General features: G+C 69.8%; 21 protein-coding genes and 1 tRNA gene. 11 read left to right on the top strand and 11 right to left on the bottom strand.

Annotated features, from left to right (window positions below; all coding sequences use genetic code 11):
- Positions 1 to 39: 39 nt before the first annotated feature.
- Positions 40 to 1,506, bottom strand: coding sequence for an alanine/glycine:cation symporter family protein (locus IEY84_RS04870; protein WP_221208740.1), 1,467 nt, complete (start codon positions 1,504 to 1,506; stop codon positions 40 to 42).
- 169 nt (positions 1,507 to 1,675) lie between these two features.
- Here IEY84_RS04870 and IEY84_RS04865 point away from each other — a divergent pair, with 169 nt between their 5' ends.
- Entirely contained in the window at positions 1,676 to 2,329 is a 654-nt protein-coding gene (locus tag IEY84_RS04865; protein WP_183545035.1) for a GNAT family N-acetyltransferase, read from the top strand.
- A 27-nt stretch (positions 2,330 to 2,356) separates the two neighbouring features.
- On the opposite strand, the gene IEY84_RS04860 is transcribed toward IEY84_RS04865, so the two are convergent.
- From IEY84_RS04860 to IEY84_RS04840, 5 genes are all read right to left on the bottom strand, one after another.
- A complete protein-coding gene (locus tag IEY84_RS04860) occupies positions 2,357 to 4,093 on the bottom strand; it encodes a hypothetical protein (protein WP_183545037.1) in 1,737 nt (578 codons plus the stop codon).
- A complete protein-coding gene (locus IEY84_RS26605) occupies positions 4,090 to 7,764 on the bottom strand; it encodes a DUF5682 family protein (RefSeq protein ID WP_221208741.1) in 3,675 nt (1,224 codons plus the stop codon). Before IEY84_RS26605 ends, IEY84_RS04860 begins: the two co-directional genes overlap by 4 nt.
- Positions 7,755 to 8,885 (bottom strand): ATP-binding protein, encoded by a 1,131-nt coding sequence (locus tag IEY84_RS04850; protein WP_229788348.1) that lies wholly within the window; start codon positions 8,883 to 8,885, stop codon positions 7,755 to 7,757. The genes IEY84_RS26605 and IEY84_RS04850 overlap by 10 nt, the downstream gene beginning before the upstream one ends.
- Before the next feature lie 2 nt (positions 8,886 to 8,887).
- Entirely contained in the window at positions 8,888 to 12,571 is a 3,684-nt protein-coding gene (locus IEY84_RS04845) for a DUF4132 domain-containing protein (RefSeq protein ID WP_183545039.1), read from the bottom strand.
- 146 nt (positions 12,572 to 12,717) lie between these two features.
- Positions 12,718 to 13,437 carry a GntR family transcriptional regulator gene (locus IEY84_RS04840; RefSeq protein ID WP_229788346.1) on the bottom strand — a complete coding sequence of 240 codons (720 nt, stop codon included), beginning with the start codon at positions 13,435 to 13,437 and terminating at the stop codon, positions 12,718 to 12,720.
- Positions 13,438 to 13,478: 41 nt separating this feature from the next.
- Here IEY84_RS04840 and IEY84_RS04835 point away from each other — a divergent pair, with 41 nt between their 5' ends.
- The 5 genes from IEY84_RS04835 to IEY84_RS04815 are packed head-to-tail and all read left to right on the top strand — an operon-like array spanning position 13,479 to position 18,724.
- The gene (locus IEY84_RS04835; protein WP_308424444.1) at positions 13,479 to 14,690 is read left to right on the top strand and encodes a 4-oxalomesaconate tautomerase; all 1,212 of its coding nucleotides are present in this window, start codon (positions 13,479 to 13,481) and stop codon (positions 14,688 to 14,690) included.
- Positions 14,687 to 15,724 (top strand): amidohydrolase family protein, encoded by a 1,038-nt coding sequence (locus IEY84_RS04830; RefSeq protein ID WP_183545043.1) that lies wholly within the window; start codon positions 14,687 to 14,689, stop codon positions 15,722 to 15,724. Before IEY84_RS04835 ends, IEY84_RS04830 begins: the two co-directional genes overlap by 4 nt.
- A gap of 28 nt (positions 15,725 to 15,752) precedes the next feature.
- A complete protein-coding gene (gene ligK, locus IEY84_RS04825) occupies positions 15,753 to 16,436 on the top strand; it encodes a 4-carboxy-4-hydroxy-2-oxoadipate aldolase/oxaloacetate decarboxylase (protein WP_183545045.1) in 684 nt (227 codons plus the stop codon).
- A 4-nt stretch (positions 16,437 to 16,440) separates the two neighbouring features.
- A complete protein-coding gene (locus tag IEY84_RS04820; RefSeq protein WP_183545047.1) occupies positions 16,441 to 17,358 on the top strand; it encodes an amidohydrolase family protein in 918 nt (305 codons plus the stop codon).
- On the top strand, positions 17,351 to 18,724 hold the full coding sequence (locus IEY84_RS04815; protein WP_183545049.1) for an MFS transporter: 1,374 nt from the start codon (positions 17,351 to 17,353) through the stop codon (positions 18,722 to 18,724). The genes IEY84_RS04820 and IEY84_RS04815 overlap by 8 nt, the downstream gene beginning before the upstream one ends.
- A gap of 102 nt (positions 18,725 to 18,826) precedes the next feature.
- On the opposite strand, the gene IEY84_RS04810 is transcribed toward IEY84_RS04815, so the two are convergent.
- Positions 18,827 to 18,898: transfer RNA gene (locus IEY84_RS04810), tRNA-Val, on the bottom strand.
- Positions 18,899 to 19,009: 111 nt separating this feature from the next.
- Here IEY84_RS04810 and IEY84_RS04805 point away from each other — a divergent pair.
- Positions 19,010 to 19,804 carry an alpha/beta fold hydrolase gene (locus IEY84_RS04805; protein ID WP_183545051.1) on the top strand — a complete coding sequence of 265 codons (795 nt, stop codon included), beginning with the start codon at positions 19,010 to 19,012 and terminating at the stop codon, positions 19,802 to 19,804.
- A 5-nt stretch (positions 19,805 to 19,809) separates the two neighbouring features.
- Here the strand turns inward: IEY84_RS04805 and IEY84_RS04800 are convergent, their stop codons facing one another.
- Positions 19,810 to 20,163: a nuclear transport factor 2 family protein gene (locus tag IEY84_RS04800; RefSeq protein ID WP_183545053.1), complete on the bottom strand. Its 354-nt coding sequence runs from the start codon at positions 20,161 to 20,163 to the stop codon at positions 19,810 to 19,812.
- Positions 20,164 to 20,262: 99 nt separating this feature from the next.
- Here IEY84_RS04800 and IEY84_RS04795 point away from each other — a divergent pair, with 99 nt between their 5' ends.
- Entirely contained in the window at positions 20,263 to 21,132 is an 870-nt protein-coding gene (locus tag IEY84_RS04795) for a LysR family transcriptional regulator (RefSeq protein WP_183545055.1), read from the top strand.
- Here IEY84_RS04795 and IEY84_RS04790 read toward each other — a convergent pair.
- Positions 21,125 to 21,787, bottom strand: coding sequence for a DUF3159 domain-containing protein (locus tag IEY84_RS04790; protein ID WP_183545057.1), 663 nt, complete (start codon positions 21,785 to 21,787; stop codon positions 21,125 to 21,127). The genes IEY84_RS04795 and IEY84_RS04790 overlap by 8 nt on opposite strands.
- A 243-nt stretch (positions 21,788 to 22,030) precedes the next feature.
- Between IEY84_RS04790 and IEY84_RS04785 the strand changes: the two genes are divergently transcribed.
- Both IEY84_RS04785 and IEY84_RS04780 read left to right on the top strand, forming a co-directional pair.
- Positions 22,031 to 23,800 carry a PHP domain-containing protein gene (locus IEY84_RS04785; RefSeq protein ID WP_183545059.1) on the top strand — a complete coding sequence of 590 codons (1,770 nt, stop codon included), beginning with the start codon at positions 22,031 to 22,033 and terminating at the stop codon, positions 23,798 to 23,800.
- The gene (locus tag IEY84_RS04780) at positions 23,797 to 24,339 is read left to right on the top strand and encodes a hypothetical protein (RefSeq protein ID WP_183545061.1); all 543 of its coding nucleotides are present in this window, start codon (positions 23,797 to 23,799) and stop codon (positions 24,337 to 24,339) included. Before IEY84_RS04785 ends, IEY84_RS04780 begins: the two co-directional genes overlap by 4 nt.
- A 15-nt stretch (positions 24,340 to 24,354) precedes the next feature.
- Here IEY84_RS04780 and IEY84_RS04775 read toward each other — a convergent pair whose 3' ends face one another.
- Positions 24,355 to 24,984, bottom strand: coding sequence for a trimeric intracellular cation channel family protein (locus IEY84_RS04775; protein WP_229788344.1), 630 nt, complete (start codon positions 24,982 to 24,984; stop codon positions 24,355 to 24,357).
- On the opposite strand from IEY84_RS04775, the gene sepH reads away from it, so the two are divergent.
- Positions 24,887 to 26,191 (top strand): septation protein SepH, encoded by a 1,305-nt coding sequence (gene sepH, locus IEY84_RS04770; protein ID WP_308424443.1) that lies wholly within the window; start codon positions 24,887 to 24,889, stop codon positions 26,189 to 26,191. The genes IEY84_RS04775 and sepH overlap by 98 nt on opposite strands.
- 141 nt (positions 26,192 to 26,332) lie before the next feature.
- On the opposite strand, the gene IEY84_RS04765 is transcribed toward sepH, so the two are convergent.
- On the bottom strand, positions 26,333 to 26,977 hold the full coding sequence (locus IEY84_RS04765) for a thymidine kinase (RefSeq protein ID WP_183545067.1): 645 nt from the start codon (positions 26,975 to 26,977) through the stop codon (positions 26,333 to 26,335).
- Between the last annotated feature and the right edge of the window lie 8 nt (positions 26,978 to 26,985).

Genomic DNA, 26,985 nt, shown 5'->3' with positions numbered 1-26,985 from the left:
ATGTGACATTGCACTGTCACACAAGGGTGAATTCTCTGCTCAGTGTCGCCTGACCCCGCCAGCAGCATCCGTTTCCGCAGCCTCGGCCTGGCGAGCGACCCAGTAGTCGGCGTGAGGGATGCCCAGCCGGACCGGGTCGAAGGTCGGGTCGACACCTGCGCGCCGCTGCTCGTCGTAGTCACGCAGCGCCGCGAGCGCAGGCTTGAGCAGGAACAGCAGGCAGACCAGGTTGACCCAGGCGAGGCTCGCGTAGCCGACGTCACCGATCGCCCAGATCAGGTCGGCCGCCTGGACCGCGCCGAAGAACGTCATCCCGAGCAGCACGAGCTTGAGCACCATGCTGGCCGCACGGTTGGTGCCACGCAGCAGGTAGGTCAGGCTGGTGTCGCAGATGTAGTAGAAGGCGACCAGCGTCGTGAACGCGAACAGCGCGAGCGCGATCGCCACGACCGGACCTCCAGCGCCGGCGCCGACCGTGTCGAGGGCGGTCTGCGTGTAGGCCGGACCGGCCTCGACGCCGTCGAGATGGTTCACCACCATCTCGCCGCCCGCGGTGGCGACGTTGTAGCTGCCGGTCACGATGATCATGAACCCGGTCGCCATGCACACCATCAGGGTGTCGACGTAGATCGAGAAGCACTGCACGAGCCCCTGCTTGGCAGGGTGGGAGACCTCGGCGGCCGCCGATCCGTAGGTCCCCTCCCCCACGCCGGCGACGTTCGAGAACATCGCGCGCCGAACGCCCCAGGCGATGGCCGCACCGACCATGCCGCCGAACACCGAGTCGAGCCCGAGCGCGCTGGACACCACGAGGGTCACCGCCTCCGGCAGCTCGGTGATGTTCACGGCGAGCACCACGACAGCGGCGACGATGTAGGCGGCCGCCATGAACGGCACTACCTTGTCGGCGAACCCGACGATGCGCTTGCGCTCGCCGAGGACGATGAAGCCCAACGCGGCCACGATGACGAGGCCGGTGATCCAGGTCGGCACACCGAACGCACCTTCGAAGCTCGCCGCGATGTTGTTGGACTGGATGCCAGGGGCGAGCACGGCGTACAGGCTCACCGCTGTCACCGCCGCGACCACGCCCAGCCAACGCAGACCGAGTCCTTTCTCGAGGTAGTACGGGATCCCGCCGCGGAACTGGCCCCCGACGCGCTCCTTGTAGATCTGGGCGAGCGTGGACTCCACGAAGGCCGTCGCGCCGCCGAGAAAGGCCATCACCCCCATCCAGAACAGCGCTCCCGGCCCGCCTGCGTAGATCGCGGTCGCGACGCCCGCGATGTTGCCGACGCCGATGCGGCTCGACAACGTCAACGCGAGCGCCTGGAACGAGGTGATCCCCTCGGCGGACGAGCTACCCCCACGGAGCTGCCGCAGCATGTCCGGCAGTCGTCGCACCTGCAGGACGCGGGTGCGGATGGTCAGGAAGAGCCCCAACCCCAGGGACAGCACGATCAAGGGGTTCCACAACCACTCATTGATCTTGACCAGTAGATCCACGACAACCTCATTCAGTCTCGGCATCAAGTGACTGGAGTCACACAGCGGTCGGTAACACTACGGTGTGACATTGCACTAGCACAAGGGGTTGAGTGGGCGGGTCAGCTAACCTCGTGGCACGAGTCAGGAGCACCCGGACATCCGGCACTTCTCCGCGGACAGGAGCTGCATGATCAGGACCTACACGCCTGCTGACCACGGCGCACTCATCGATCTGTTTGCGCGAGCGGGCGCCGACTCCCCCACCGGTGAACTGTGGAGACACCTGCCCTCAGAGCAGATGGTCTATCTCGATCCCTACATCGACCACTGCCCCGACACCCTCTTCCTCGCCGAGGTCGATGACGAGCTCGTCGGCTACCTCACCGGCTGTCCCGACAGCGCGCCACTCCCTGGCGAGGACGAGCTGTTGACGCAGGCGATCATCCGCCACAAGGTGATGCTCAGGCCGCGGTCGATGCCGTTCTTCGTACGTAGCCTCATCGATGTCGCCACCGGAAAGCTACGAGGCGGCGAGCTCGCCTCCGGCGAAGCCGCGGATCCGCGATGGCCAGCCCACCTGCACATCAACCTCGCTCCGCAGGCGCGTGGGACCGGCGTCGCCTTGGAACTCATGCGCGCCTGGCAGGACTGGCTCACGGAGGCGCAGGTTCCTGGCTGTTATCTGCAGACACTGGTCGAGAACACCCGGGCGACGCGATTCTTCGAGAAGTGCGGTTTTCGCGCTCACGGGTCGACACCGCTGGTTCCAGGGGTCAGGTATCAGGGGAAGCCGGTTCATCAGCAGACGATGGTCTGGTGTCCCCCACCGTCAGCTGGATGACCACCGCCGCCATGGGCATCAACTGTCTCAAGCGCTGAGGACTGCACGGGCACGGGCCACGAGGAACGCCGACCGGAGCACCGCTTCAGGTGAGATCCGCTCCCCTTCGGGCTCTGTCAGGCCGGCGAGGACGTGCTCGAGCGTACGCATACCCAGATCGCGGGCCAGCGCGCTGGCCGCGATCAGGTCGGTGCGCTGGGACGGCGTCAGTCGGAGCCGACCGGTCGTGGCCACCGACACGAGCACGTCGGAGACGATCGTGCAGGCACGCTCGGCCGGGGGGAGAGACGTCCGCACAGGTGCCACTCTGTCGGCCCGTCGGCGGAGCGTCTCGATCCGTCGGGTGAGCTGGCGCCAGGCGGTCCATCGGCTGCCCGACCCGAGTTCCCAGTGGGGCGTGATCGTCGGGCAGACCAGGTGGAGGGAGCCACCCTCACGCTCGACGAAGAGGCCGACCGGCTCGTCGCGGTCCTGATGTCGATCGACAGCGACAGCCACGACTCTCTTCGACACGGCGACCGCACTCAGCAGCGTGCTGGTGCCATGCGCGTCGGCAACCGGGAGGCGCAGCTGAAGACGGTGGCCGTCGGCGGTCGCGACGGTCCAGGTCATCTCCTGCCGCACTTCATCGACGCCGACGTCCCCCGAGTCTCGAACCATCACCAGGCGCACCTGCGTTGCCCGCCTGCCGAACCCGACGACGTCGGCCGGGGCAGGGTCGGCCTCGGTCGCCGCGGCGATCGGAAGCAGCGCGTCGGTGCTCAACGCGGCGCCGGTAGAGACCCGCGGACGGCCGGAGGCAGCGAGCGTGCCGTCCGGGTTGAGGCGTACGTTGCCGAGCGCGACCTCACCACCGCACAGCCGCGAGAAGGAGCAGCCCCACAGGACCGGGGTGTCCCAGCTGCGCTGGAAGGCCGGGTCGGCACCGGCGCTGCGGCCGGTCGTCACCGTGCGCACACGTGCCGCCGCGGCATCCCAGCCCATGAACGTGACGCCGCGGCCGCCGCCGGGCGAGGTCCACCACCGCGCGCCGAGCGGCACCAGACGCGGCAGATCGAGCTCCTCGGTCGCGGGCTTGGCGGCACCTTCGGGACGTCGCGACGGCAACGCCTCGGTCAGCGCCCAGATCTCGGCCAGCGCTTCGAGCACCTGTGCCTCGTCGACCGTGTCGTCGCGGTCTGCGAGGTCTCCGACGAGACCCGCCGCGGCGCGCACCGCCGCAGACAGCTGAACCCCGTTGACCGCCTCGATGCCGGCGGCTCGCGCACGGCCGGCGACGGCGAGCAGCTGCGCGGCGTCATCTGCGCCGAGGTGGGCCAGCCCGGTCGCGACCAACGGCTCGATGCTCGCACGGGTCTCCGCGATCGCCTCGCTACGACGCCGGGCTTCCGCGGAGAGCTTCCGGCTGGTGGCGCTCGAGGTCCTGGCCTTCGGTGCCTCCACCGCCGGCTGCGCCTGCGGTTCCGCTGTGGGGGCCGGGGCGTCGCCGGCTTGGTCGCCCGCCCACAGCAGCGCGGACACGATGTGCTGGCAGATGCCAGCCGTGGGACAGCTGCACACGGCGGCGGCAGGCCCCTTCGCCCCGAGCCGGACCTGTGCGCCGCCGGTGCCGACGCTCACCACGACCCCGTCGCCGGTCTCCTCGACCACGGCGACCAGTCCCGCTGCTGCGTCCTTCCGTCCACGGCGCAGCAGCCCGGCGTTCGCCATCTCGACGATGGCCGCGTCGTCGCATCCTGCATACGCGGTCGCCCACCCGGTCATGACAGCACCTCCCCCAGCCACTCGGCGAAACGCTCCGGGGTGAGCGCCGCGATCTCCATCCCGGCCTCGGCCAGCCGGCGGGCGGTGCCACGGTCATAGGCCGGCTCAGCGGCCTCGTCGAGCGCGGCCAGCCCGAGCAGGCGTACGCCGCTGCTCTTCAGCCTTCTCACCGTGGCCAGCAGCTCGGAGACGGAGCCGCCCTCCTCGAAGTCGCTGACCAGCGCGACGACGGTGCGGGACGGGTTGCGGATCTCCTGCTCGGCATAGCGCACAGCCTTGGCGATGTTGGTGCCGCCGCCGAGCTGGGCGGTCAGCAGCACCTCGACCGGATCGTGGGCCAGGTGGGACATGTCGACGATGCTGGTGTCGAAGAGGACCAGGCGGACGTTGATCCCGGGCAGCCCGGTCAGGATCCCGGCACAGACCGCGGAGTAGAGGAGCGAGGCAGCCATCGAGCCCGACTGGTCGACGAGCACGACGACGTCCCAGGTCAACGACCGTTTCGCGCGCGCGGAGAAACGGACGTCGTGGATCAGCAGCCGCTGGTGTTCGGGACTGTAGTGGGAGAGGTTGGCCCGCAGCGTACGTTTCCAGTCGAAGTTGCGGGCCACTCGGTGCATCGAGCGGCGGGAGCGGTCGATGCGGCCGCCGACCGCCGTGACGAACCGGGGCCGAAGCCGGCGGACCACGTCCTCGACGACCTTCGCGATCACTCGGCGCATCCCCGCTGCGGACCGCTCGTCGAGCTTGCCGCGGACCTGGAGCAGCGCAGTGGCGAGCTCGCGACTCGGCTCGAGCGCCTCGACGGCGCCGGGGTCGCCGAGAACCTCGGTCAGGCCGTAGCGGCCGATAGCGTCGACCTGCATCCGTTCGAAGGTCGCCTTCGGGAAGAGCTCCCCCGCGGTGCCCAGCCAGTCCAGGGCCCGTAGCGCGCTCGGGTCCAGCGACCCGCCGCGTCCGCGGCCGCCACCGAGCTGATGGCCGCGTCCGGTGTATTCACGGTCGTAGAGGTAGCTCAGCGCCCGCTCCAGCCCGCCGTCGTCGGCCTGGACGGGCAGTGCGTCCTGGCTGTAGCGACCGAGCACGAGGCGCCAGCGCCTCGCGGCCTCCTGGTCGATGGCTCGCTTCTTCGTGGCGACCGGCTCCGCCGCGACGTTCTCCGCGGTGACGTTCTCCGCCGGTCGCCGGCTTGCCGCCTCGTCAGGTGCGAGCCAGTGGGACAGGCCGTCGCGCGCCAGCACGGCGACCAACGCCTGTTCCGCGGCGAGACCTCGAGCCAGGTCAGCCTCGGTCAGCGAGACGTGTACGTCGAGCTGTTCGGCTCGGGCACCGGTCCGTGCAGCGACCCGCTCCGCGAGGCGGCCGGTCTCGCTCGGCTTCAGCCATGTGAACATGCGCCTCAGATCGGGCAGCACTGCCACGAAGCCCTCGGAGTCCATCGCCCTCAAGCCGTCGTCGACCGCGTCGAACAGCTCAGGGGTGTGCAGCAGCAGATCGGGGGCGGCGCGCATCATCCCGCCCAGATAGCGGGTCGACTGCTCGGGATCCGCGCCGGTGGCGAGTCGTGCGCGGGCAGCAGTGACGAACTCGGCCTCCGACAGCACGCCGTCGACGAAGGCGAGCGCCTGGAGCGCCCCGCGTACGCCTGGGGCGGCGTCCTCGTCGATCCGTAGCCGAGTCAGCGCTCGGCCGGCGGCATCGGTCCGTTCAGTGTCGCGGAGCAGCGTACGCAGGGAGACGATCGTCGCCACGGCTGCGTCCTCGTCCGCAGCCGTCACCGCGCCGAGGTCGGGCACCAGGTAGGCGGCGGCGGCCAGACCGTGGTCGAGGAGCGAGAGGATCTCGTCCGCATCGTTCCCGATGTCGAGCTCGCCGCGGGCCCGCCAGAGGTGGTGCAGACGATGGAGCCCGGCGACGACCGAGGCCAGCGCCGGGTCGACGTCGAGCGTGCTGCGCAGCAGTGCCGACAGCCGAGGAAGATGGTCGGTCAGCCCGATCACCACGGCCTGCGCGATCAACGCCGCGACGGCGTCGGCCGAACGTGATTCGGCGGACAGCTCGGACTCGGCGGCCCGCAGACGCGCAAGGGCAGCAGCGTCCAGCGTCGCACCCAGGTGACCGGACTCCACGAGGGCCGCCTCCACGAGCGGGGTCCAGGCGTACTCCCACTCCTCCAGCAGCGTGCCGAGACCGCGGCCGGCGATGTAGTCGGGGCCGGTCAGCTGCTTGGCGAAGCCGCTGCCGACGTATGCCATCAGGGCCAGCACCTGGCGGCGCTCACGATGAGCAGGGTTGCGGCGGGCGTCGAGACGGGCCACGCGCGGCACCGAGTCGGTGACATCGAGGCGGGCACGCTCGACGCGGGCGCGCGCGTCGCGGACCAGTGGCGGCGAGACGCTGCCGGGTGGCAGCTGGCCCAGCGCGCGACCGCCGAAGATCTCCGCCACGGCAAGGCCCAGCGGACGCTCCGCCGGGCCGACGGCAACGGAGTCGTCCTTGACCAGGCAGGAGGTGATGGCGTCGAGCACGTCCGTACGGCTCGGCCGGGGGCGCTCTCGCAGTGCCGCGAGCCGCACGGCGTGCTCGGCCGCGGCCATCGTCTCGGCCACGCTGACGGTGTGGTCGCGGGAAGCCGCGGCCGCGGCGACGTCGATGAGGACCTCGGTGGACAACGTCCCGATGGAGTGGCCCGCCAGACTCTGCTCGTGACTGGCGAACAGCCGCTCGTAGAACCCCGGCGAAGGCATCCCGGCCCCGTAGCCGCGCAGCCCGTCGAGGCGTTCGTGGTCGTAGCGCACCAGCCACGCCTCGGCCGTCGCCAGCTCGCCGTAGCCGGCTGCCGGCTGCCGTTCGCGCACCATCTCGCCTTCAGGAGCACCTACCAACGCCTCGATGATCGCGAGCGTGTGGAACGCGCCGGTGACCACGACGACCGGACCATCGCCATGCGCCGCGTGTTCAGCCGCGCGCGCCGCCATCCGAGCCTCTCGATCGAGGGAGCCCTCCGCAGCGAGAACCTGGTCCTCGTAGTCGAGACGAGACAGCGCTGCCCAGGCGAAGACGTCCTCGAACAGGTTCCGCCAGTGGAGCAGCTCGCCGCTCGGGCGGGTCTCGAAGAGGTGGTCCCAGAGCTCGTCGTGGTCGCGGCAGCCGAGCCTGGCCGCCATCGCGGCCACGGTCTGTGAGTGGGCCAGGTAGCGCTCGCCCATCAACGTATGCGCGAACGGGTCCTCGCCATCGTCGGACGGAGCCGGTTCGGCACGCTCCCGCTCACCCCAGGGTCGGTCGATGAAGGCAAGATCTGCGCCGACCTCGTTTCCGGCGCGCAGCGCCACCCACTCCGGCGAGAACCGGGCCAGCGGGTAGAAGCCGGAAGGTCCGCTCCCGGACCCCTCCAGGCTGAGCACGGCCACCGGCGGCACGGTGCGCTCATCGAGCAGGGCCGGCAGCAGCGCCGTGTATTCCTCGGGCCCCTCGACCAGCACGGCCGCCGGGCGGACCTCCTCGATCGCGGCACGCACGGCCACCGCGCAGGCGGGGCTGTGGTGGCGTACGGGGATCAGGATGATCCCGCGCTCCTCGCGCAGCCGGGCCAGATCTGCGGCCGCCCGGGCCAGGCGCTCTGGTGCCGGTGTCGCCAGCCGGTCCCACCGCTCCACGGTCAACGCCACAGCGGGTCCGCCGCGTCGAAGAAGTCCTTCCAGCGACGGTCGCGACGAGCGCGCTCACGGACGACGTTGTCCACGTAATGACGCATCCTGCGGGCGTCCTCCTCCTCACCCTTGCTGGCCACACCCGCGACCTGCCGCGCGACCTGGGCGGCGGTGACGGTGCCGTCGCCGAGGTAGCGGGCCTCCAGCGACGCCGCGATGGCGACGTTGACCGCCTCGGCGGTCGACATCACCGTCTCGGGGCGTTTGACCGGGGTGCCGTCCTTGGTCGCACCGACCCGCAGATCGGCGAAGACCGTGACCAGCACCTCGAGTACGTCGCGGGAGAAGTCCGGTCGGACGCCGGCTGGTCCCAGCTCGGCGGTGAGTCGCCGCTCGACCAGCTCGATCTCGAAGTCACGGTCACGCACCGGCGCAACGGTCTCGAAGTTGAACCGCCGCTTCAGCGCGGCGGACATCTCGTGGACACCGCGGTCCTTGAGGTTGGCGGTGGCGATGATGTTGAACCCCGGCCGCGCCGCGACCCGGACCTCGCTGCCGAGCTCGGGCACCATCAGCTGCTTCTCCGACAGGATCGAGACCAGGGTGTCCTGGATCTCTGGTGCGCACCGGGTGATCTCCTCGAACCGGACCACCTTGCCCTCGCTCATCCCGGTGTGGATGGCAGAGGGCACCAGAGAGCGCTCGCTCGGCCCTTCGGCGATCAGCAGCGCGTAGTTCCACGAATAGCGGACGTGGTCCTCCGTGGTGCCCGCGGTGCCCTGGATCGTCAGGTTCGAGGTGCCCGACACCGCGGCCGCCAGCAGCTCGGAGAGCATCGACTTCGCGGTGCCGGGCTCCCCCACGAGCATCAGGCCCTGACGGCCCAGGAGCGAGACGACTGCCCGGTCCACGAGCGGGTCGTCACCGTAGAACTTGCGGGTCACGCCGAGCGCGGAGTCCCCCACGATGAAGGCGCGCACGGCGCGCGGGCTCAACCGCCAGCCCGGCGGCAGCTCAGCACCGTTGTCGGCGTCGGCCTTCGCCAGTCTCGCCAGCTCGTCGGCGTAGCGCACCTCAGCGGGGAGTCGCTGTTCCTGGCTCTGCTGCGTCATCTGCTGTGTCTCTCTGTCCGTGCTCATGATCAGTAGGAGCTCTTCTTCGCCCAGTCGGCGTCGAAGGAACCGGCCTCCGCCACGTGCACGTAGTCGCGGTAGGCCTCCGCGAGCAGCACGGTGGGCACCTCGGACAGCGGCACCTTCCCCAGCTTGCCGAGCTTGCGGTCGGTGCGCACGACGACGAGTTCGGTCATCGCAGCGGCGATGTTCTCCTCCGGCAGGTACGCACCGGTGAACTCGAGGTCGACCCGGAGACCCACGCTCGGGTAGGGCTTGCAGTAGGCGGTGAACCAGCCCGCATCCTCGGCCGCCGAGCGTACATAGCCGAGCTTCGTGGCCCGTCCGCGGATCGAGAAGCTGTCGGTCAACCAGCCCTTGTGGTCATCGATCGAGGTCGCACCCGCTGCGATCGTGGGCAGGACGCCGTCGAGCTGGTCGAACAGCGGTGCGACCTGATAGTCAGCCAGGTGCTCGCGCCACGTCGCCGACGCCTCGGCACCGAGCGTCACCGCGTGCGCCAGCCCGACCTGCCCACCTGCCGAGAGCTCGACGTCCTCGTCGTCGGCATCGATGAGCGCACCGTCGCCGGGGCGGAAGGCGCGCTGCGTCGGAGTGCCGGGGTCGGAGACCCACAGCAGACGAGCGGCGAGCCGGGACATCACCGGGTGGCCGGCGACGTACTCGGTGAACTCCTCGGAGGTCCACGTGCGGCCGGTGCACATCGCCTCGTAGAGGCGTGCGGTCTGCAGCGCGACGACCGCCTTCAGCTCCTTCCGGCTGGCGCTCAGCTGTGCTTTCGCGGCCTTGTAGAGCTCCGGGTCGTCATCGGCGCGGGTCGCCGGCAGCGCCTTGATCACCTTGCCCTCGGCGTTGCTCAGCTCGAGGGTGAACTTCTCGGTGATCCGGCCGGTGATCACCCGGTTGCCCAGGTCGAGGCGGAGCACGCCGTCATCGTCGAAGCCGGCGGTCTGGATCGTACGGTCGGCCAGCTGGTCGGCGGTCCAGCCTCTGTCTTCGGCGAGCTGCTCCGCCAGGTCCCGGGCGACCTCCTGCACCGAGGCCTGCTTGAACCGTCTCGAGATCGCGAGCAGCAGCTGGACCGCTGCCTGCTCGCCGTTCGCGGCGAGCGCACGCACCAGCGACTCGGCCTGCGAGCGGCGGCCGATGTGGGTCTTGAGATACCGCTGAACCGCCGTGGCCAGCTCCCCGCCGGGCATTCCGACAGTGAGCGCGAGCAAGCCCTTGTCCGCCGTTGCCGAACCCAGATAGGTCGCCTGGTGGCGGCGGTAGTAGGCGCGGTAGTGGTCCTCGACCGACATCGCGGCCTGCTCCTGGGCCCACTGGTTCGTCGGGTGCTGCTTGATCCCCTTCTGCGCCGAGTCGTAGGAGCGCTGGGCACGCTCCTCGGCGTAGACCCGCGACTCCTCCTGGGTCGGGTTCAGGGTGTCCTGCGCGATCCACGCGCTCAGCGCGAAGCTGCCGAGACTCGCCCTGCTCGGCTCGTCGAGAAGCGAGACGTAGCGCTCGATCAGCCCGGCACCGCTCGGCGCCTTGAGCTTGACCGCAAGGACCGCCCACCAACGTACGACCTCGGGTGGCACCGGCGTGCCGTCGGCCCAGCTGACCTGTGGCAGTCCTGAGTAGGGGAACCAGGACATGCTCGCAGGAGGCTTCGCCTTGAGGCCTCTGGCCGACTCGGCGAGAAGGCGCTCCGGGGAGAGGTGCTCGGAGATGTCCTCGCCGAGGGCCTCCAGGGCGGAGAGCAGAGCGGCCCGGGCGACCTCCCGTTTCTCCTTGGCGAGGGCGGTCCGCAGCGCTGGGAGGGAGTCGGGGTCGCCGAGCCGCCGCACCCAGACCGCCGCCGTCGTACGGACCTCGGTCTTGCTGTCGGTCAGGCCCTGCTCGGCGAGGAGGCGTACGCCTGGATGGGCCTCGAGGGTCACCTGTGCAGCGTGGCGGAAGGTCTTCCCCTCCCCCAGCGCGAGACTGGTGACCCGTGGCAACAGCTCGACCGGCACCGTCGGAAAGGCCGCGAGGATCTCGAGGGCGCGTGCGGGTGCGGGCGAGCCGGTGTCGACACCTGCCAGGTGCCGGTCGAGCACCTCCAGGCGCTCCGCGTAATAGGGCCACACCGCCGCCGGCTCGAGCGGCTCGCCGATCCAGTGCCACCTCGAGAAGACGAAGGCGTCGACCGCCTCGTCGACCTCGGTCGGCGACAGACCTGCGCCGTGCAGGGCCGCGGCGATCGCGCGTACGTCGACCTCCGGGGTCAGATGCGGCACGACGTGATACCAGGAGAAGCTCCGGCCCTTGTGCATGAGCGCGGCCAGACGGAGCCAGTGGAAAAGCGTCGCGCCGGGCACGTTGCTCAGCAGGTGGTTGCCCGTCACGAACATCGCGGCCCGCCGTACACCGGGGTCACCAGCGTCCTCGGTGCCGCCGAGAACCTCGCCCAGTCGACGGAAGTCTCTCGGGGTCAGACCCGCCGCCTCCTTGCGTTGCCGCTTGGCCGCCTCCCGTCGCCAGCCGTGGGGGTCGTACTGGTCGTTCTGCGCGAGGACCTTCTCGGTTCGTGCGATGGTCTCGGTCACTGCTGCCTCAGCAAGCCGCACGAGGTCATCGGTGAGGTCGGTCCCGGCGAGCTCCTCGAACGGCGGCACCTCGATCGCGGCCACCGGAGCCTCTAGGACCTTCGCGCGATCCAGCGCCTTGGTCAGAGCCGCCGCTCGTGCGCCCTTGACCTGGGCCAGTCGTTCCTCGATCGCCGGCGCACCGCCGGGGAGGGCGGCGACCCGGTCGGCCAGATCACCCAGGACGGCGCTCGGGGCCGTGATTAGCAGCGGTGCCAACAGCTCGACCTGCTGCTTCTCATCAGCCTTGGCGATGAGAAGCCCGGCCTCCTTGCGCACGCCCTTGGCCGGGTCTGCCACCAGGCTCGCGACGACGTCGACGAACGTCGGCACATGCCGCTCGGAGACGATCGTCAAGAAGACCGTACGGCCGGAAGCGCTCAGCTTCGGGACGGCAGCCGCCACCTCTGCAGGGTGGTCGACCAGGTAGGTCTCGAGACCGTGTCCCTGGTGGAAGAGCGCCAGCGGGTTGTCTCGCCACGTGCTGGGGGCCGGGTCCTCGAGCAGCACTCGAAGGGTCATCGTCACCGGGTCGGCCAGACCACCTTCGCGGGCGACTCGCTCCACATGCTCCGCAGTCCACCGCTCCCGCCTGCCGGCCGAGGGGTGCTTGCATCGCTGATGGGCAGCAGCCGAGGTCGCAACGTCGTTCACCAGCACGGTCAGCCAGGCTGGGACACCCTCCCTGGCGCCCTCGACATCGGTGGCGATCGCGGTCAGCAGCCGGGCGAGGCGTACTTCCTGCTCGATCGTGAGGCTCCCGTCCACCTCATAGAGGTTGGAACGGGCCGCGCTGATGCGGTCCGGGGTGCACTCGGTGACCTCTCGCGTCCGGCCGGCCAGCGCCTGGTCGACCCAGCGGTAGGAAGTCGCGCTTCCCGGGGCACCCATGACCGTGTTCACCGCACTCGTATCCCGACCATCGAGAGCCATCAGCACCTCAGGCGTCGACCCGTCGTGCACATAGCCGACCGCCTGGTCGAACAGCTCCTGGGACTCGAGCAGCAGCGCCTTCAGCGCGTCCCGCAGCTCTCGCGACGGCCCCTTGCCGCCCACCAGTCTGCCCAGGATGTTCGCCATCGCCCGTACTCCTCAGAGGTCTTCGACCCCTGCAGGGAGCCGACCGCGATCTGCGGTACGCCAGAAGGTAGCGGTAGGCGCCGACAGTTTGCTGGCCACTACGGTCGTGAGCTCGATTCAGGCGGGCGACACAGCGACTTGCCTTGCTACCGTCCGAGCGCGCGGAGCGCTTCGATCACCGACGTGATGTGTGCCTGCATCGCCGTTTCTGCCGCTGCCGGGTCACGGGCGACGACGGCATCGATCACTGCTTCGTGCTGGGCGAGCGAGGCGACAGAGCGCCCCGGCACGCGAGAGAGCGCAAACTGGTGGCGAACCATCTGTCCACGCAACTGCGCGATGATCCGGTTGGCCATCTCGTGCCGAGCGATCTCACGCAGCGTCGCGTGCAGCTCGGCATTGAGATCGCTGTACGTCCCGGCCTCACCTGTCTCGACGGCCGTCCGCATCTGCTGGCCGATCGACTTCAATCGACTCGCGTCGGCATCAGTCAGCCGCTCGGCCGCTCGCGCGGCCACGAGGCCTTCGACGACACGGCGGATCTCGCTGATCTCGATGGCCTCGTCCAGGCTGACCTCACGGACCCGCGCCCCGCGATTCGGCTGACGCTCGACCAGGCCTTCGGCAGTCAGATCCTGGAGCGCCGCACGCACTGCGAACCGCCTAGCCCCGAATCGCTCGCACAGGTCGACCTCGACCAGACGCTGCCGGGGCACGAACTCTCCCCTCAGAATCGCCTCCCGCAGCGCCTCGCGCACCTGGGCGTCGTCCATCGCGTCCTCTCTGTCATCACGCTCAACGTCGATTCGAACATTGTTGACAATACCGCGCGCTGGGCCCGAGGCCGCGATCACCTGCTCGTTCATGATTTGGTCAACGAGATTGCTAACAATCTTGTAGATGATCTATGGTCCGTGACGAGCGTCACGAGACACACCCCACGAAAGGGGCAGCAACCATGGACCAGAGAGACCGGGCGCCTGTGCGGTGTCTCCTCATGCGCGGTGGGACCTCCCGCGGACCGTTCTTCGACGCCCGCGACCTGCCCGCCGACACCGCGAGCCGCGACGCGGTGCTGCTGGCAGTGATGGGCTCCCCCGACCCGCTCCAGGTCGACGGCCTTGGCGGCGGACACCCTCTGACAAGCAAGGTCGGCATCGTCGCCCCGGGGACCGCATCAGGCGTCCACGTCGAGTGGACCTTCGCCCAGCTCCAGCCCGACTCGGACCGGGTCGACACGACCTCCAACTGCGGGAACATGCTGGCTGCGGTGCTCCCGTTCGCGATCGAGACCGGGATGGTCGCCCCCACCGGTGACACCACCACCGCTCGCGTTCTGACCCGCAACACCGGCGCGGTCGCCGAAATCACCGTTGAGACTCCAGCCGGGCCGGACGGCCAGCGCTTCGTACGATACGACGGCGACACCCGCATCGATGGCGTCCCGGGCACGGCGGCGCCGGTGCGGATCGGGTTCCTCGACACCGCCGGATCGGTGGCCGGGAGCCTGCTGCCGACCGGCAACGTACGCGACACCGTGGACGTCGCCGGCGTCGGTCAGATCGACGTCACCATGATCGACAACGGCCAGCCGCTGGTGATCGTCGACGCCCGCGACTTGGGCGCGACCGGCGCCGAGAGCCTCGAGGAGATCGACACCGACGACGCGCTCAAGGCCCGGGTCGAGGCGCTTCGGATCGTCACCGGTCATGCGATGGGCCTGGGCGACGTGACAGCGAAGAGCTATCCGAAGATGACGCTCGTCTCCGCCCCGAGGAACGGCGGCGCGATCTGCACCCGCAGCCTGATCCCGCACCGCACCCACCGCTCGATCGGCGTTCTGGCGGCCGTCACCGCGGCGACCGCGGCCGTGCTGCCCGGCTCCGTCGCCTACGACCTCGCCATCGCTCCCCCCGTCACCGCGACCGCGGACGGCCCCGAGACCACGCTCAGCGTCGAGCACCCCAGCGGTGAGTTCAGCGTGACCCTCGGGCTGGACCCCGACGACCCCACGACCGTTATCCGATCCGCCCTGCTGCGTACGGCTCGCCTGATCATGGCCGGGCAGGCCATGGTCCCGGGTGCCGCCGATGCCCCGACCGAGAAAGCCTCCGCATGATCATCGACATCCACGGCCACTACACGACGGCCCCGGCGCCGCTGGGTGAGTGGCGCGACGCCCAGGTCGCCGCACTCACCGACCCGAGCAAGGCCCCGGACCCCGCCGGGCCACGGATCTCCGACGACCAGATCCGAGAGACCATCGAGGCCAACCAGCTGCGGCAGATGGACGAGCGCGGCATCGATATGACCGTCTTCTCCCCGCGGGCATCGTTCATGGCCCACCACATCGGCGACCTCGAGACCTCCACAGCGTGGGCTCGGATCTGCAACGACCTGTGCACCCGGGTGGCAGACCTCTACCCGACCCGGTTCGCCGCCGGCGCGATGCTCCCGCAGTCGCCCGGCGTCTCCCCCGCGACCACCGTCGCGGAGCTCGAGCGGGCGGTCACCGAGCTCGGCGCGGTCGCGGTCAACGTCAACCCCGACCCCTCCGGCGGCCGCTGGGACTCCCCTCCGCTGACCGACAGGTCCTGGTACCCGGTCTGGGAGAAGCTCTCCGAGCTCGACGTACCGGCCATGATCCACGTCTCCACCAGCTGCAATCCGGCCTTCCACACCACCGGGGCGCACTACCTCAACGCCGACACGACCGCGTTCATGCAGCTGCTGACCGGAGACCTCTTCGCCGACTTCCCCGATCTGCGTCTGGTGATCCCCCACGGCGGCGGCGCGGTGCCGTACCACTGGGGTCGCTTTCGCGGGCTCGCCCAGGCACTCGACAAGCCGGATCGCACAGAGACGCTGCTGAGGAACGTCTTCTTCGACACCTGCGTCTACCACCAGCCCGGGATCGACCTCCTCCTCGACGTCGTTCCGCACAGCAGCGTGCTGTTCGCCTCGGAGATGATCGGCGCCGTACGAGGCATCGACCCGGACACCGGTCACCACTTCGACGACACCCGCCGCTACGTCGAGACGTACGCCGCCCGCAACGCCCTCACCGAGGCCGAGCTCGCCGCCCTGACCGAGACCAACGCCCGGCGCGTCTACCCCCGCCTCGACCAGCGGCTCACCGCCCAGGGCCGCTGAGCGCGCCCCCGATCAAGGAGACCACCACGTGCACGAGCTCGGAGTAGTTCACACCAACATCACGCGCGCCGACCGTGAGGCCGTCGACGCCCTGGCGCAGTTCGGCGTCGCCACGATCCATGAGGCGATGGGGCAGCTCGGACTGATGCGGCCCTACATCCGCCCGATCTACGAGGGTGCGAGGCTTTGCGGCACGGCCGTCACCGTGCTGCTCCAGCCCGGCGACAACTGGATGCTGCACGTCGCCGCCGAGCAGGTCCAGGACGGCGATGTCGTCGTGGCCGGCTGCGTGACCGAGTCCGAGGACGGATTCTTCGGCGAGCTGCTGGCCACCTCGCTGCGTAGCCGCGGCGCCCGCGGGCTGATCATCGACGGCGGCTGCCGTGACCTCGACGAGCTGCGCGAGATGGACTTCCCGGTCTTCTCCCGCGCGATCAACGCCAAGGGCACCGTCAAGGCGACCCTCGGCTCGGTCAACGTCCCGGTCACCGTCGCGAACGCGCTGGTCAACCCCGGCGACGTCGTCGTCGCCGACGCCGACGGCGTAGTCGTCGTCCCGGCCGCACGCGCGGCCGAGGTCGCCGAGGCGTCGCGCAGGCGCGAAGACGCCGAGGCCGACAAGCGGACACGCTTCGAAGCCGGCGAGCTCGGCCTCGACATCTACGACATGCGCCGGAAGCTCGCCGAGCTCGGCCTCACCTACAAGGACTGATCCGATGGTCACGGTCACCCCCGGCTGGCTGCACTGGTTCGAAGGACCAACCAAGCCCGCCTTCAAACTCCCCGAAGGCGCGGTCGACGCGCACTGTCACGTGTTCGGTCCCGCCGCAGAGTTCCCGTTCGCGCCCGAGCGGAAGTACACCCCGGTCGACGCTTCCAAGGACCAGCTCTTCGCTCTCCGCGACCGTCTCGGGCTGGCCCGCAACGTCCTCGTCCAGGCGACCTGTCATGGTGCCGACAACAGCGCCCTGGTCGACGCGCTCCAGCACTCCGGGGGCCGCGCCCGCGGCGTCGCGACGGTGGGGGCCGACGTCACCGACGATGAGCTCGTCCGGCTCCACAAGGCCGGCGTGCGCGGCGTACGTTTCAACTTCGTCAAGCGCCTCGTCGACGTCACCCCGACCGAGGTGCTAGAGACGATCGCGGCGAGGATCGCACCGCTCGGTTGGCACGTGGTGATCTACTTCGAGGCCGCCGACCTACCCGGCCTGAAGGACTTCTTCGCGAGTCTGCCGGTCCCGCTGGTCGTCGACCACATGGGCCGTCCCGACGTGACCCGGGACCCGGACGGCCCCGAGTTCGCCGAGTTCCTCGCGTTCGTCGCGGCGAACGACGTCTGGGTGAAGGTCTCGTGCCCCGAGCGTCTCACGGTGACCGGCCCGCCGGCGCTCGACGGTCAGCGGCAGGCCTATCGGGACGTCGTCCCGTTCGCCCGAACGGTCGTCGAACGTTTCCCCGACCGCGTTCTTTGGGGCACCGACTGGCCCCACCCCAACCTCAAGGATCACATGCCCGACGACGGCCTGCTGGTCGACCACATCCCTCACATCGCCCCTACCCCCGAGCTGCAGCAGGCGCTGCTCGTGGACAACCCCATGCACTTGTACTGGCCCGAAGGAGAGCACAGTGCCTGACCTCACCCCCACCAACGCCGCCAACCGGCTCGACCGGTTGCCGATCTCCAGGTTCCACAAGGCCGCCACCGTGGCTCTGGCGTTCGCCTACTTCTTCGAGTTCGCCGACATCAACACCTTCGCCACGACAGCACCGGTGATGCGCGAGCAGTGGGGCGTGACGATCAACCACATCGCCTACGTCACCTCGCTCTCGTTCGTCGGCATGTTCATCGGCTCCGTGGTCGCCGGCGGCCTGGCAGACCGGCTCGGCCGGAAACGTACGCTCGTGGCGACCACCATCTGGTTCTCCATCTGGTCCTTCGCCAGCGTCTTCGCCTGGGACATCGTCTCGATGGGCTTCTTCCGGGTGATGACCAGCGCCGGACTCTCCGCGATGACCGTGGTCGCCGTGGTCTACATGAATGAGCTCTTCCCGCGCGCCAAGCGCGGCAAGTTCCAGGCGTACGTCATCATGATTGGCATCTGCGGCACCCCCGCAACCAACCTGATCGCCTCCGCGGTGGTCCCGATCGCGGACTGGACCTGGCGCCTGGTATTCCTGTGGGGCGCTCTCGGTGTCCTCTTCCTCTTCTTCGTACGCCGCCTGGTGGAGTCGCCGCAATGGCTAGAGTCGCGGGGGCGCCATGCGGAGGCAGAGGAGATTCTGACCGGCCTGGAGCGCGACGCGACCGTCGAGCACGGCACCCTCCCCGAACCGCTGCCGCCATTCGACGCCGGCCCTGCCACCCGAGCCGGACTGGCGATGCTGAAGGACAAGCGATTCCTCTACCCGACGATCCTGCTCTCGGTGCTGTGGATCTCCCAGACGATCGGCTTCTTCGGCTTCTCCTCCTGGGCACCCACCCTGCTCGCGGCCGAGGGCGTCAGCGTCGAGGACTCGATCTTCTACGTCGCGCTGACCACCATCGGCGCCCCGCTCGGCTCCTTCCTAGCCTCGCTGGTCACCGACCGCTACGAGCGCAAGTGGTGCCTGGTCGTCTTCGGCCTGATCATCGCCGGCTCCGGTCTGCTCTACGGGCTCACCTTCACCCCGCTGCTGATCGTCGCCTTCGGGTTCCTGGTGAACCTGTTCGAGCGCGGCTATACGGCCCTTGCCTACGCCTACTCCCCCGAGCTCTACGACACCAGGGGCCGCTCACTCGGCACGTCGCTCTCATACGGTCTCGGCCGGCTCTCCAACGCCGCAGGCCCGTTGATCATCGCCGGTCTCTACAGCGGGCTGGGCTACCAGGCCGTCTTCTACTTCATCGCCGGCACTTGGGTGGTCGGGGCGCTCGCGCTTGCGATCTTCGGCCCCGCGACCGGCAAAGCCCGCCTTGCCGTCGAAGCCGGCGCCGCTCCCGCGGCGTCTCTGAACGACTGATCGCGCAGTCTGATCGGGCAGCCCAAGCAGCCGCACGCCCATGAACCAAAACGAACCGGGCCTTGACTAGCAGAACTCCTAGTCAAGGCCCGGTTTCGCTTGTGCGTGATACTGGGTTCGAACCAGTGACCCCCTCGGTGTGAACGAGGTGCGCTACCACTGCGCCAATCACGCGTTGCGGGTGAAACATTAGCGCATCGGTCCGCCGGACCCACATTCGGGCCCTGCCGAGACGTAGGCTCCCGGCCATCGGCAGGACACCCAGAGGCAACCGAAGGAGCGAGGATGCTCGCGTACGAACGGACCGGCAGCGGGGAGCCGCTGCTTCTGATCCACGGCATCGCGCACCGTCGGCAGGCGTGGGGCGGGGTGGTGGAGCGGCTGGCCGGGGAGTTCGACGTGATCACGGTCGACCTGCCGGGGCACGGTGAGTCACCGGCGTTCGACCTGGCGGGGCGTACGGTGCGGGCGGCCGTGACGGACGAGCTCAACGCACTCCGGGTCGCGCTCGAGATCGAGCGGCCGCACGTGGCCGGCAACAGCCTCGGCGGGCTGCTCGCCCTGGAGATGGGCGACTCCGGGCACGCCCGGTCGGTGACGGCGCTCTCCCCTGCCGGGTTCTGGGTCAACGGCGTCGACTACCTCTATGTGAGGGGCCTCTTCGCCGGCATCCAGGCGGTCGCGCGGCCGCTGGCGCCGGTGGCGGGGACGGTGCTGCAGTCGCGGGTGGTGCGTACGGCCACGATGGGCTGCTTCTTCGCCCACCCGGAGCGGATCGACCCCGCGGTCGCGGCGGGCGACACAGCCAACATGGTCGCCTCGCGCGAGGGGATCAAGACCTTCTTCAGCAGCGCCTACCGCTATCCCGGGACGGTGCAGACCGACGTACCGACCACCATCGCCTGGGCGACGCGCGACCTCACCCTTCTCCCCTATCAGGCGAAGGTGGCCGCGCGGCGCCTCCCGCACGCGACCCACCGATGGCTGGCGGGCTGCGGGCACGTACCGATGAACGATGATCCCGACCTGGTGGCCGAGGTCATCCGCGAGACCGCCCGGACGCAGTCACGCGGCCAGTAGGTCGCCTAACCGCGAGCGGCGAGGATCCCGCGGGGGTCGAAGGCGACCCGGATCTCGGCGATCAATCCGTCCTCGACGCGCATCCAGTTGGCGGTGGGGGCGGGTTCGGCGACGGTGGTGTGCAGATCGAACCAGGTGATCACGCTCGGCCCGTCGGCGAGCCGCTCCTTCACCTCGATCTTGTCGAGCACCTGGGCCATGCCCTCGAGTCCGGCGACGCATTCGTCGGCGCCCTCGATCGTGGCGAGCGGGCCGGCGAAGCTCACGTCGTCGGCCAGCAGCGTGTGGAGGCGGGTGAAGTCGCGCTCCTGCCAGGCGGTGAAGTACGCCTCGGCGAGCTCGGCAGCGGATGCGGTCATCGGATCTCCTCAGGTCGGTTCGGCTTTCATCTCCCAGCCTGTCCCGAGCCGAGCGAACACTCAAACAGATAGTTCTGCTACTTGCTAGCATCAATGGTGATGGAAATAGGCCAGCTCCGCTACTTCGTCGCCGTCGTCGACCACGGCTCGTTCACGGCCGCGGCGCAACGGCTCCACGTCAGCCAGTCGGGCATCAGCGCCCAGCTGGCCAAGCTCGAGCGCGAGCTCGGGCACGACCTGCTCGTCCGGGGACCGCGCACCATACGACTCACCCACGCCGGCGAGACGCTTCTCCCCCGCGCCCGCGAGGCGATCCGCGCGGTCGAGGGGGTGCGGCAGAGCGCCGACGAGCTACGCGACCTGATCCGCGGCCGCGTCCGCCTCGGGATGATCGCCGGCTGCACGATCCCCGGATTCCTCGACGCCGTCGCGGCCTTCCACCAAGAGCATCCCGGTGTCACCGTCGAGCTCGTGGAGGACACCTCGGACCGCCTCCAGCGGCGTACGTTGGCCGGGGAGCTCGATCTTGGCCTGATCTCTCACGCAGGTCCCGTCATCGACGGCCTGGCCACGGAGTCCGTCAGCAACGAGCAGCTCGCCGTGATCACCCCTCCCGGCCACCGCCTGGCCGGCGGCCAGCCGCGGCTCGCCGATCTCCACGAGGAGACCGTGCTGTGCATCCCACCGGGCACCGGCATCCGTACGGCTTTCGAACAGTCGTGCGCGCGGGCAGACGTGGAGCCGAAGGTCGACCTGTCCGGGTCCAACCCCGAGACCTTGCTCGGGCTCACCGCCCGCGGCCTGGGCGTCTGCGTCCTTGCCGGGTCCATGGCAGGCGGCACCGACCTGGTCGCCACCCCTATCGTCGACGCCGAGGTGCGGGCCGGGCTCGCGCTGGTGATCCGCGACGGCGACCAGCAGCGCGCCACCAGGCGTCTCTACGACCTGCTCCGGGCCGCCCTCACCTGAGGACGCCTTCGGGCACCTGAGGGTGCCGCAGCCCGGGATGCTCGGGCGGGAGCGAGCGCTGCAGGACGATCCAGCTCACCAGCAGGCACAGCGCGACCAACGGCCAGCTGAGTGCGACCCTCGCCACGGCCAGGGCGAACACGTCGCCGGACCACCACAGCGGTGCGAAGACCGCGACCCGGACGACGTACTGGCCGACCCAGACCCAGCTCGCGCGGGAGTATCCGCGCAGCAGCGCCGGGTCGCGCCGCCAGGCTCCGCGCTGCCGCAGGATGAGGCCGACGACCACACCCAGCAGCGGCCAGCGGAACACGATACTGACCAACCACACCAGGGCGCTCGCCGCGTTGGCGGCGAGCTGGACCACGAAGAAGTCCTCCGCCCGTCCTGTACGCAGCGCGATCATCGCGGCGACCGCTACCCCGGCCACGCCCAGCAGCACGGCGCGCGGCTTGCGGCCCTTGCGCCACTGCCAGACCGCGACGATCGCAGCGACCACCAGGGAGACCACGGTCGCCACCCACAGCTCTCTGCTGACCAGCCAGCCGACCGCGAACGCGACCGGCGGGATGGTGGCGTCGATCGCTCCGCGAGCGCCTCCCAGGAGGTCTGCGAGGGTCTCGGCGTCATCGTCTCGGCGGCCGGCTGTCTTCACGCGAGTAAGGGTAGCCTTACTCGCAAGTGGGTGACGTCTCGGTCTGCGTATGTGACGTCTCGAACGACGGGGGCGACGCCTCGACCGACGGGAGTGACGTCTCGGCCGACGTGGGTGACGCCTCGGCAATGTTCATCGGGCGGGCAACCCGCGGACGCACCCCGGCCATCCGGTGGCGCTTGGCTCGACGGGCGCCGCTGCTCGGGCACGCGGAGACGCCACATCTCACGCGGAGGAATCAACGTGTCGAACGAGCACCGCCCCCACTCCCACGATCACAGCCACCTTCACGGCCACGAGCACGGCCATGAGCACGGCCCTGAGCACGGCCACACGCACTCCCACGAGGTCGACGAGATCACCCTCGCCGCCTCGTCGGACGCGTCCGACGGCGACCTGCGGCCCGCCGAGGTCACCCGACGCAACCTGCTTCGCGCGGCCGGGATCGCCGGCGCAGTGACCGCCGGGATGGCCGGCATGACCGGCGTGACCCCGGCGATGGCCGAGGCCGCCACCGTCGCCACCACGAGGGGCGGCGACCGGGCGAAGATCCGATATTGGCTGGCCGGCGACCACCACATCCACACCCAGCACAGCTCCGACGCGATGTACCGGGTCATCGACCAGGCCCAGCACGGCGCGGCGTACGGCCTGGACTGGCTGGTCATCACCGACCATGGCGGGGCGACCCACGCCCGGATCGGGGTCGACCTGGTCAACCCCGACATCGTGGCTGCGCGCAAGGTGCTCAAGGACACCCTGATCTTCCAAGGGCTGGAGTGGAACATCCCGGCCGCCGAGCACGGCACCGTCTTCGTCGCGCCCGGCGCCAACGAGGTCGCGGTGCTCAAGCAGTTCGAGAACGACTACGACGGCTCCGTCAAGGGCGCCAGCGGCAACACCCCGCAGAACGAGGCGCTCGCCGTCGCCGGCATCCAGTGGCTCGGCAAGCAGGTCGACAAGCGCCGCGTCCCGGACGCGCTCTTCCTGGCCAACCACCCTGCCCGCAACGGCATCGACAGCCCCCACGAGGTCCGCGCCTGGCGCGACGCCGACCCGCGGGTCGCGATCGGCTGGGAGGGCGCCCCCGGTCACCAGGCTGCAGGCCTGCCCGCCGGCTACGGCCCGGGCAGCGCCCGTGGCTACTACGGCAACAGCCCGGGCCCGAACTCCTTCCCCGGCTACCCGGCCGAGTCCTACCGCTCCTGGGGCGGCTTCGACTGGTTCACCTCGACCGTCGGCGGCCTGTGGGACTCGCTGCTCGCCGAGGGCAAGCCGTGGTCGATCAGCGCCAACTCCGACTCCCACGTCAACTGGGGCACCACCTCGCGCCGCCCCGACGGGTCCGACTCGGCCTCGTTCAACGCCAACGGCCGCTACGGCGACCCGGTCTACGCCGGCTCCCTCAACACCACCGCCGGCGACTACTGGCCGGGCTACTACAGCCGCACCCACGTCGGCGCCTCCGAACGCAGCTACGGCGCGGTCATGAAGGGCCTGCGCAACGGCCGCGTCTGGGTCGACCACGGTGCGCTGGTGAAGTCGGTCGACGTCCGCGTCGTCTCCTCCGACGGTGGCTCGGAGAGCCTCGGCGGCACCCTGAAGGCGAAGAAGGGCAGCCGGATCTCGCTGGTCGTCACCATCGCCGCCCAGGACGTCCCGAACTGGTCGCAGTTCCTCCCCAGCCTCAACCGGGTCGACGTGATCCGGGGAGCGGTCGACCCGACGTACGTCTCCGACCGCGACACCTGGAAGGCGCCCGACACGAAGGTCATCGAGCAGACCGACACCTCGGGCCGCAGCGGCACCTTCCAGCTGCGCTACGACCTCGGTCGGGTCGAGGAGGCGTTCTATGTACGTGTCCGCGGCACCGACGCCAACCGGTCCCAGCCCGGCTACCTCGGCGCGAGCGTCGACCCGGCCGGCCCCGCGATCGACGTCGTCGGCGACGCCGACCCGTGGGTCGACCTGTGGTTCTACACCAACCCGGTCTGGGTCGTCCCGACTCGATGACCACCCGACCCTTGGCCGTCGACGCCGACGCCCGGGACCTCGCCGCCGCCGAGCATCTCGTCCACCGCCTGGACGAGGTGCTCGGCGCGGGGCAGCCCGAGGATGCGTACGTCATCAGCACCCATGTCGTGCGCGAGCCGACCGCCCGCCTCGTCGCCGTCCTGGACTGGCCCGACGGCCCGGCGGTCGAGGAGCTGACCGCTCTGCTCGCCGACGGGCTCCCCCAGGCGTACGTCACCACCGACTCCCCCGCGATCAACGAGGCCGCCGCGCGCAGCGCCGGGCGCCTGGCCCGCTACCCCGGCCGCACCAGGATCGAGACCGTGACCACGGTGGCGACGGTGGAGTCGGACAGCGTCGTCGACATCGTCGAGGGGCTGGCCGGGACCGCCTTGGACCCGGACGACACTCTCGATCTCACCGGGTTCGCGCGACCGGTGTGGCGTGAGGGGCGCTGCGTACTGCTGGTCCAGCGCTCGGCAGACGGCCTGGTGCCGTTCGAGGTGCGCCACCAGATCCCCTGCTGTTCCGACCACTGAGCACGGCGAGGCGCCTCAGACCGAGGCGGACCCCCGCGGCAGCGGCGCCTCCCAGTGGCGCCACATCGCCAGCAGCCGCCAGCCGACGCACACGACGAAGGCAGTGGCCATCACCAGCGACTGGGGCATCGCGAGGAACAGACCGAAGGCCACGATCGCCGCACCGGCGAAGGCCGGGATCGCGTAGAAGACGCTGCGGCGCAGGATGACCGGCACCTGGCCGGCGAGCACGTCGCGGATCGCACCGCCGCCGACGCCGGTGGCCAGGCCCATGACCGCGGCGGCGAGCGGAGAGAGCCCGAAGTCGAGCGCCTTGACCGCCCCGGCGATGACGAAGAGACCCAGACCCAGGGCGTCGAAGACGTTGATCAGCGTCCCGAGCCGGCCCAGCGCCGGGTGGAAGTAGAAGGTCAGCAGACCGGCCGTCATCGGCACCACGAGGTAGCGCCAGTCGGAGAGCGCAGCGACCGGTGTCGCGCCGATGGCCATGTCGCGGAGGAAGCCGCCGCCGAGGCCGGTGACGCAGGCGAGGACGATCACCCCGAAGATGTCGAGCTCCTTGCGGACCGCCATCAGGCCGCCCGAGAGCGCGAAGACGAAGCACCCGACCAGGTCGAGCACGAGAAGGGTCAGCGTCTGTTCCACTGCCAAATGGTCGCCTCGCAGGTCCCAAAAACCCCAAATGCCACGACCACGCCGCATGGGCACCCCATACGATGCAGGTCAGTGGCGTAGGGTCGTCACAACCGTATCTAGAATTGAGAAGAGGATGTCAGCCGAAGGATTGCCCCTGACTCCGGGCCAGCTCGAAGAGCAGGCTCCGGATGAGGCTGGACCCGTCCTTCTGCGGCTCATCTCGGTCAGTGACGATGGTCTACGCATGCTTCTCGTCGATGACGAGGACCGTGAATACACCGCCGACATCGACGACCGTCTCCGTGCAGCACTCGAGGCTGTGTCGACCCGCCGATCGGAGCAAACCGTGAACAAGACCCCGAGCAGCAGCCTGCGGCCCCGTGACATCCAGACCCGCATCCGTGCGGGCGAGAGTGCCGAGGAGGTCGCCGCTGTCGCCGGCACCACGGTCGAGAAGATCTTGGCCTTCGCCGGCCCCGTTCTCGCCGAGCGCGAGCACATGGCGCAGCGTGCCCAGCAGGCTTCCGTACGACGTCGGCCCGGTGAGGCTTCCAGCACCGCCCGCACCCTGGGCGAGGCGGTCGGCGCTCACTTCCAGACGATGTACACCGACCCCGACTCGGTCAACTGGGACTCCTACCGGCGTCCCGACGGCCGCTGGAAGCTCACCGGTGAGTACGAGACGCCCGAACGCTCCGGCATCGCCGAGCTGACCTACGACATCCCCGGAAACTTCGTCGAGCTCGAGAACGACGACGCCCGCTGGCTGACCGGCGAGAAGCTCGAGGCCCCGGCTCCGGCGCCGGAGCCGGCCGTCACCGACGACATGCTCGCCGCCCGGCGGCGCCGTGCTCAGAGCTCGACGCCGGCGGCTCCTGCCGCACCGGCCACTCCTCCCCCGGCGCCGACGCCTGCTCCGGCGGCCAAGTCGGCTCCGGTCGACGTGGACACTCCGCTCGAGGCCTTTCTCGAAGACGAGGACGTGACCGCGCGCAGCGCGGAGACGCCGACGGAGAAGCAGCCCCCGGTCCCGGCCGAGCCCGAGCCGGTCGCGGAGTCGGCATCCGCCGAGCCCGCGACCGCTGAGGCTAAGACCGAGCCCGAGGCCGCCGAAGAGACGACCCAGAAGCCCGCCAAGAAGGCGTCCTCACGACGTAAGCGCGCCTCGGTGCCCAGCTGGGACGAGATCATGTTCGGCGGCGGCAAGCCGGAGTGAGCTGACCGCCAACGCTGGTCGAGCCGCCGGAGCCGCTAGGCGAAGGCGTGTCGAGACCAACACGGTCCCGTCGGCGCTCGATGGGCTGTGTTGGTCTCGACACGCTCGGCCGCAGGCGGCCTCGCGGCTCGACCAGCGGGGTCAGCCGAACGGCAGCGGCTCGGGCACCAAGGAGACCGACTGGGCCCGCGCCGCGGTCAGGCGCCGGCGATGGTGCTGGCGGCAGAGCACCTCGTACGAGACCGCACTAGGGGCCTCGTCGGTGTCGCCGACGACGACCTGGTCGCCCTCGGTCACCATGACGCCGTCCTCGACCCGGGCGTTGTGGGTGGCCCGCTTGCCGCACCAGCACAGCGCCTCGACCTGCAGCACCTCCGTACGGTCGGCGAGCTCGACCAGCCGAGCAGCACCCGGGAAGAGCCGGGTGCGGAAGTCGGTGAGGATCCCGAAGCAGAACACGTCGATCTGCAGCTCGTCGGTGATCTTCGCGAGCGCCTCGATCTGCTCGGGCGTGTAGAACTGGGCCTCGTCGCAGATGAAGTAGTCGACCCGGGCACCATGAGTGAGCGCATCGACGGTGTGACGCCAGAAGTCGAAGTCTTCGGTGACCTCGATCGCGTCATGGGTCAGGCCGAGCCGCGAGGTGACCACGGCCTCCCCGGAGCGGTCGTGGACGGTGAAGATGAGGCCCACCCTGCCACGCGCCGCGTGATTGTGGTTGGTCTGCAGTGCGAGGGTCGACTTCCCCGCGTCCATCGTCCCGGTCCAGAAAGTCAGCTCAGCCACTTGGAGAA

The sequence above is a fragment of the Nocardioides albus genome, from assembly GCF_014648255.1.
GTDB classification, from domain to species: Bacteria; Actinomycetota; Actinomycetes; order Propionibacteriales; family Nocardioidaceae; genus Nocardioides; species Nocardioides albus.
This window is presented reverse-complemented; position numbering and strand designations above follow the sequence as displayed.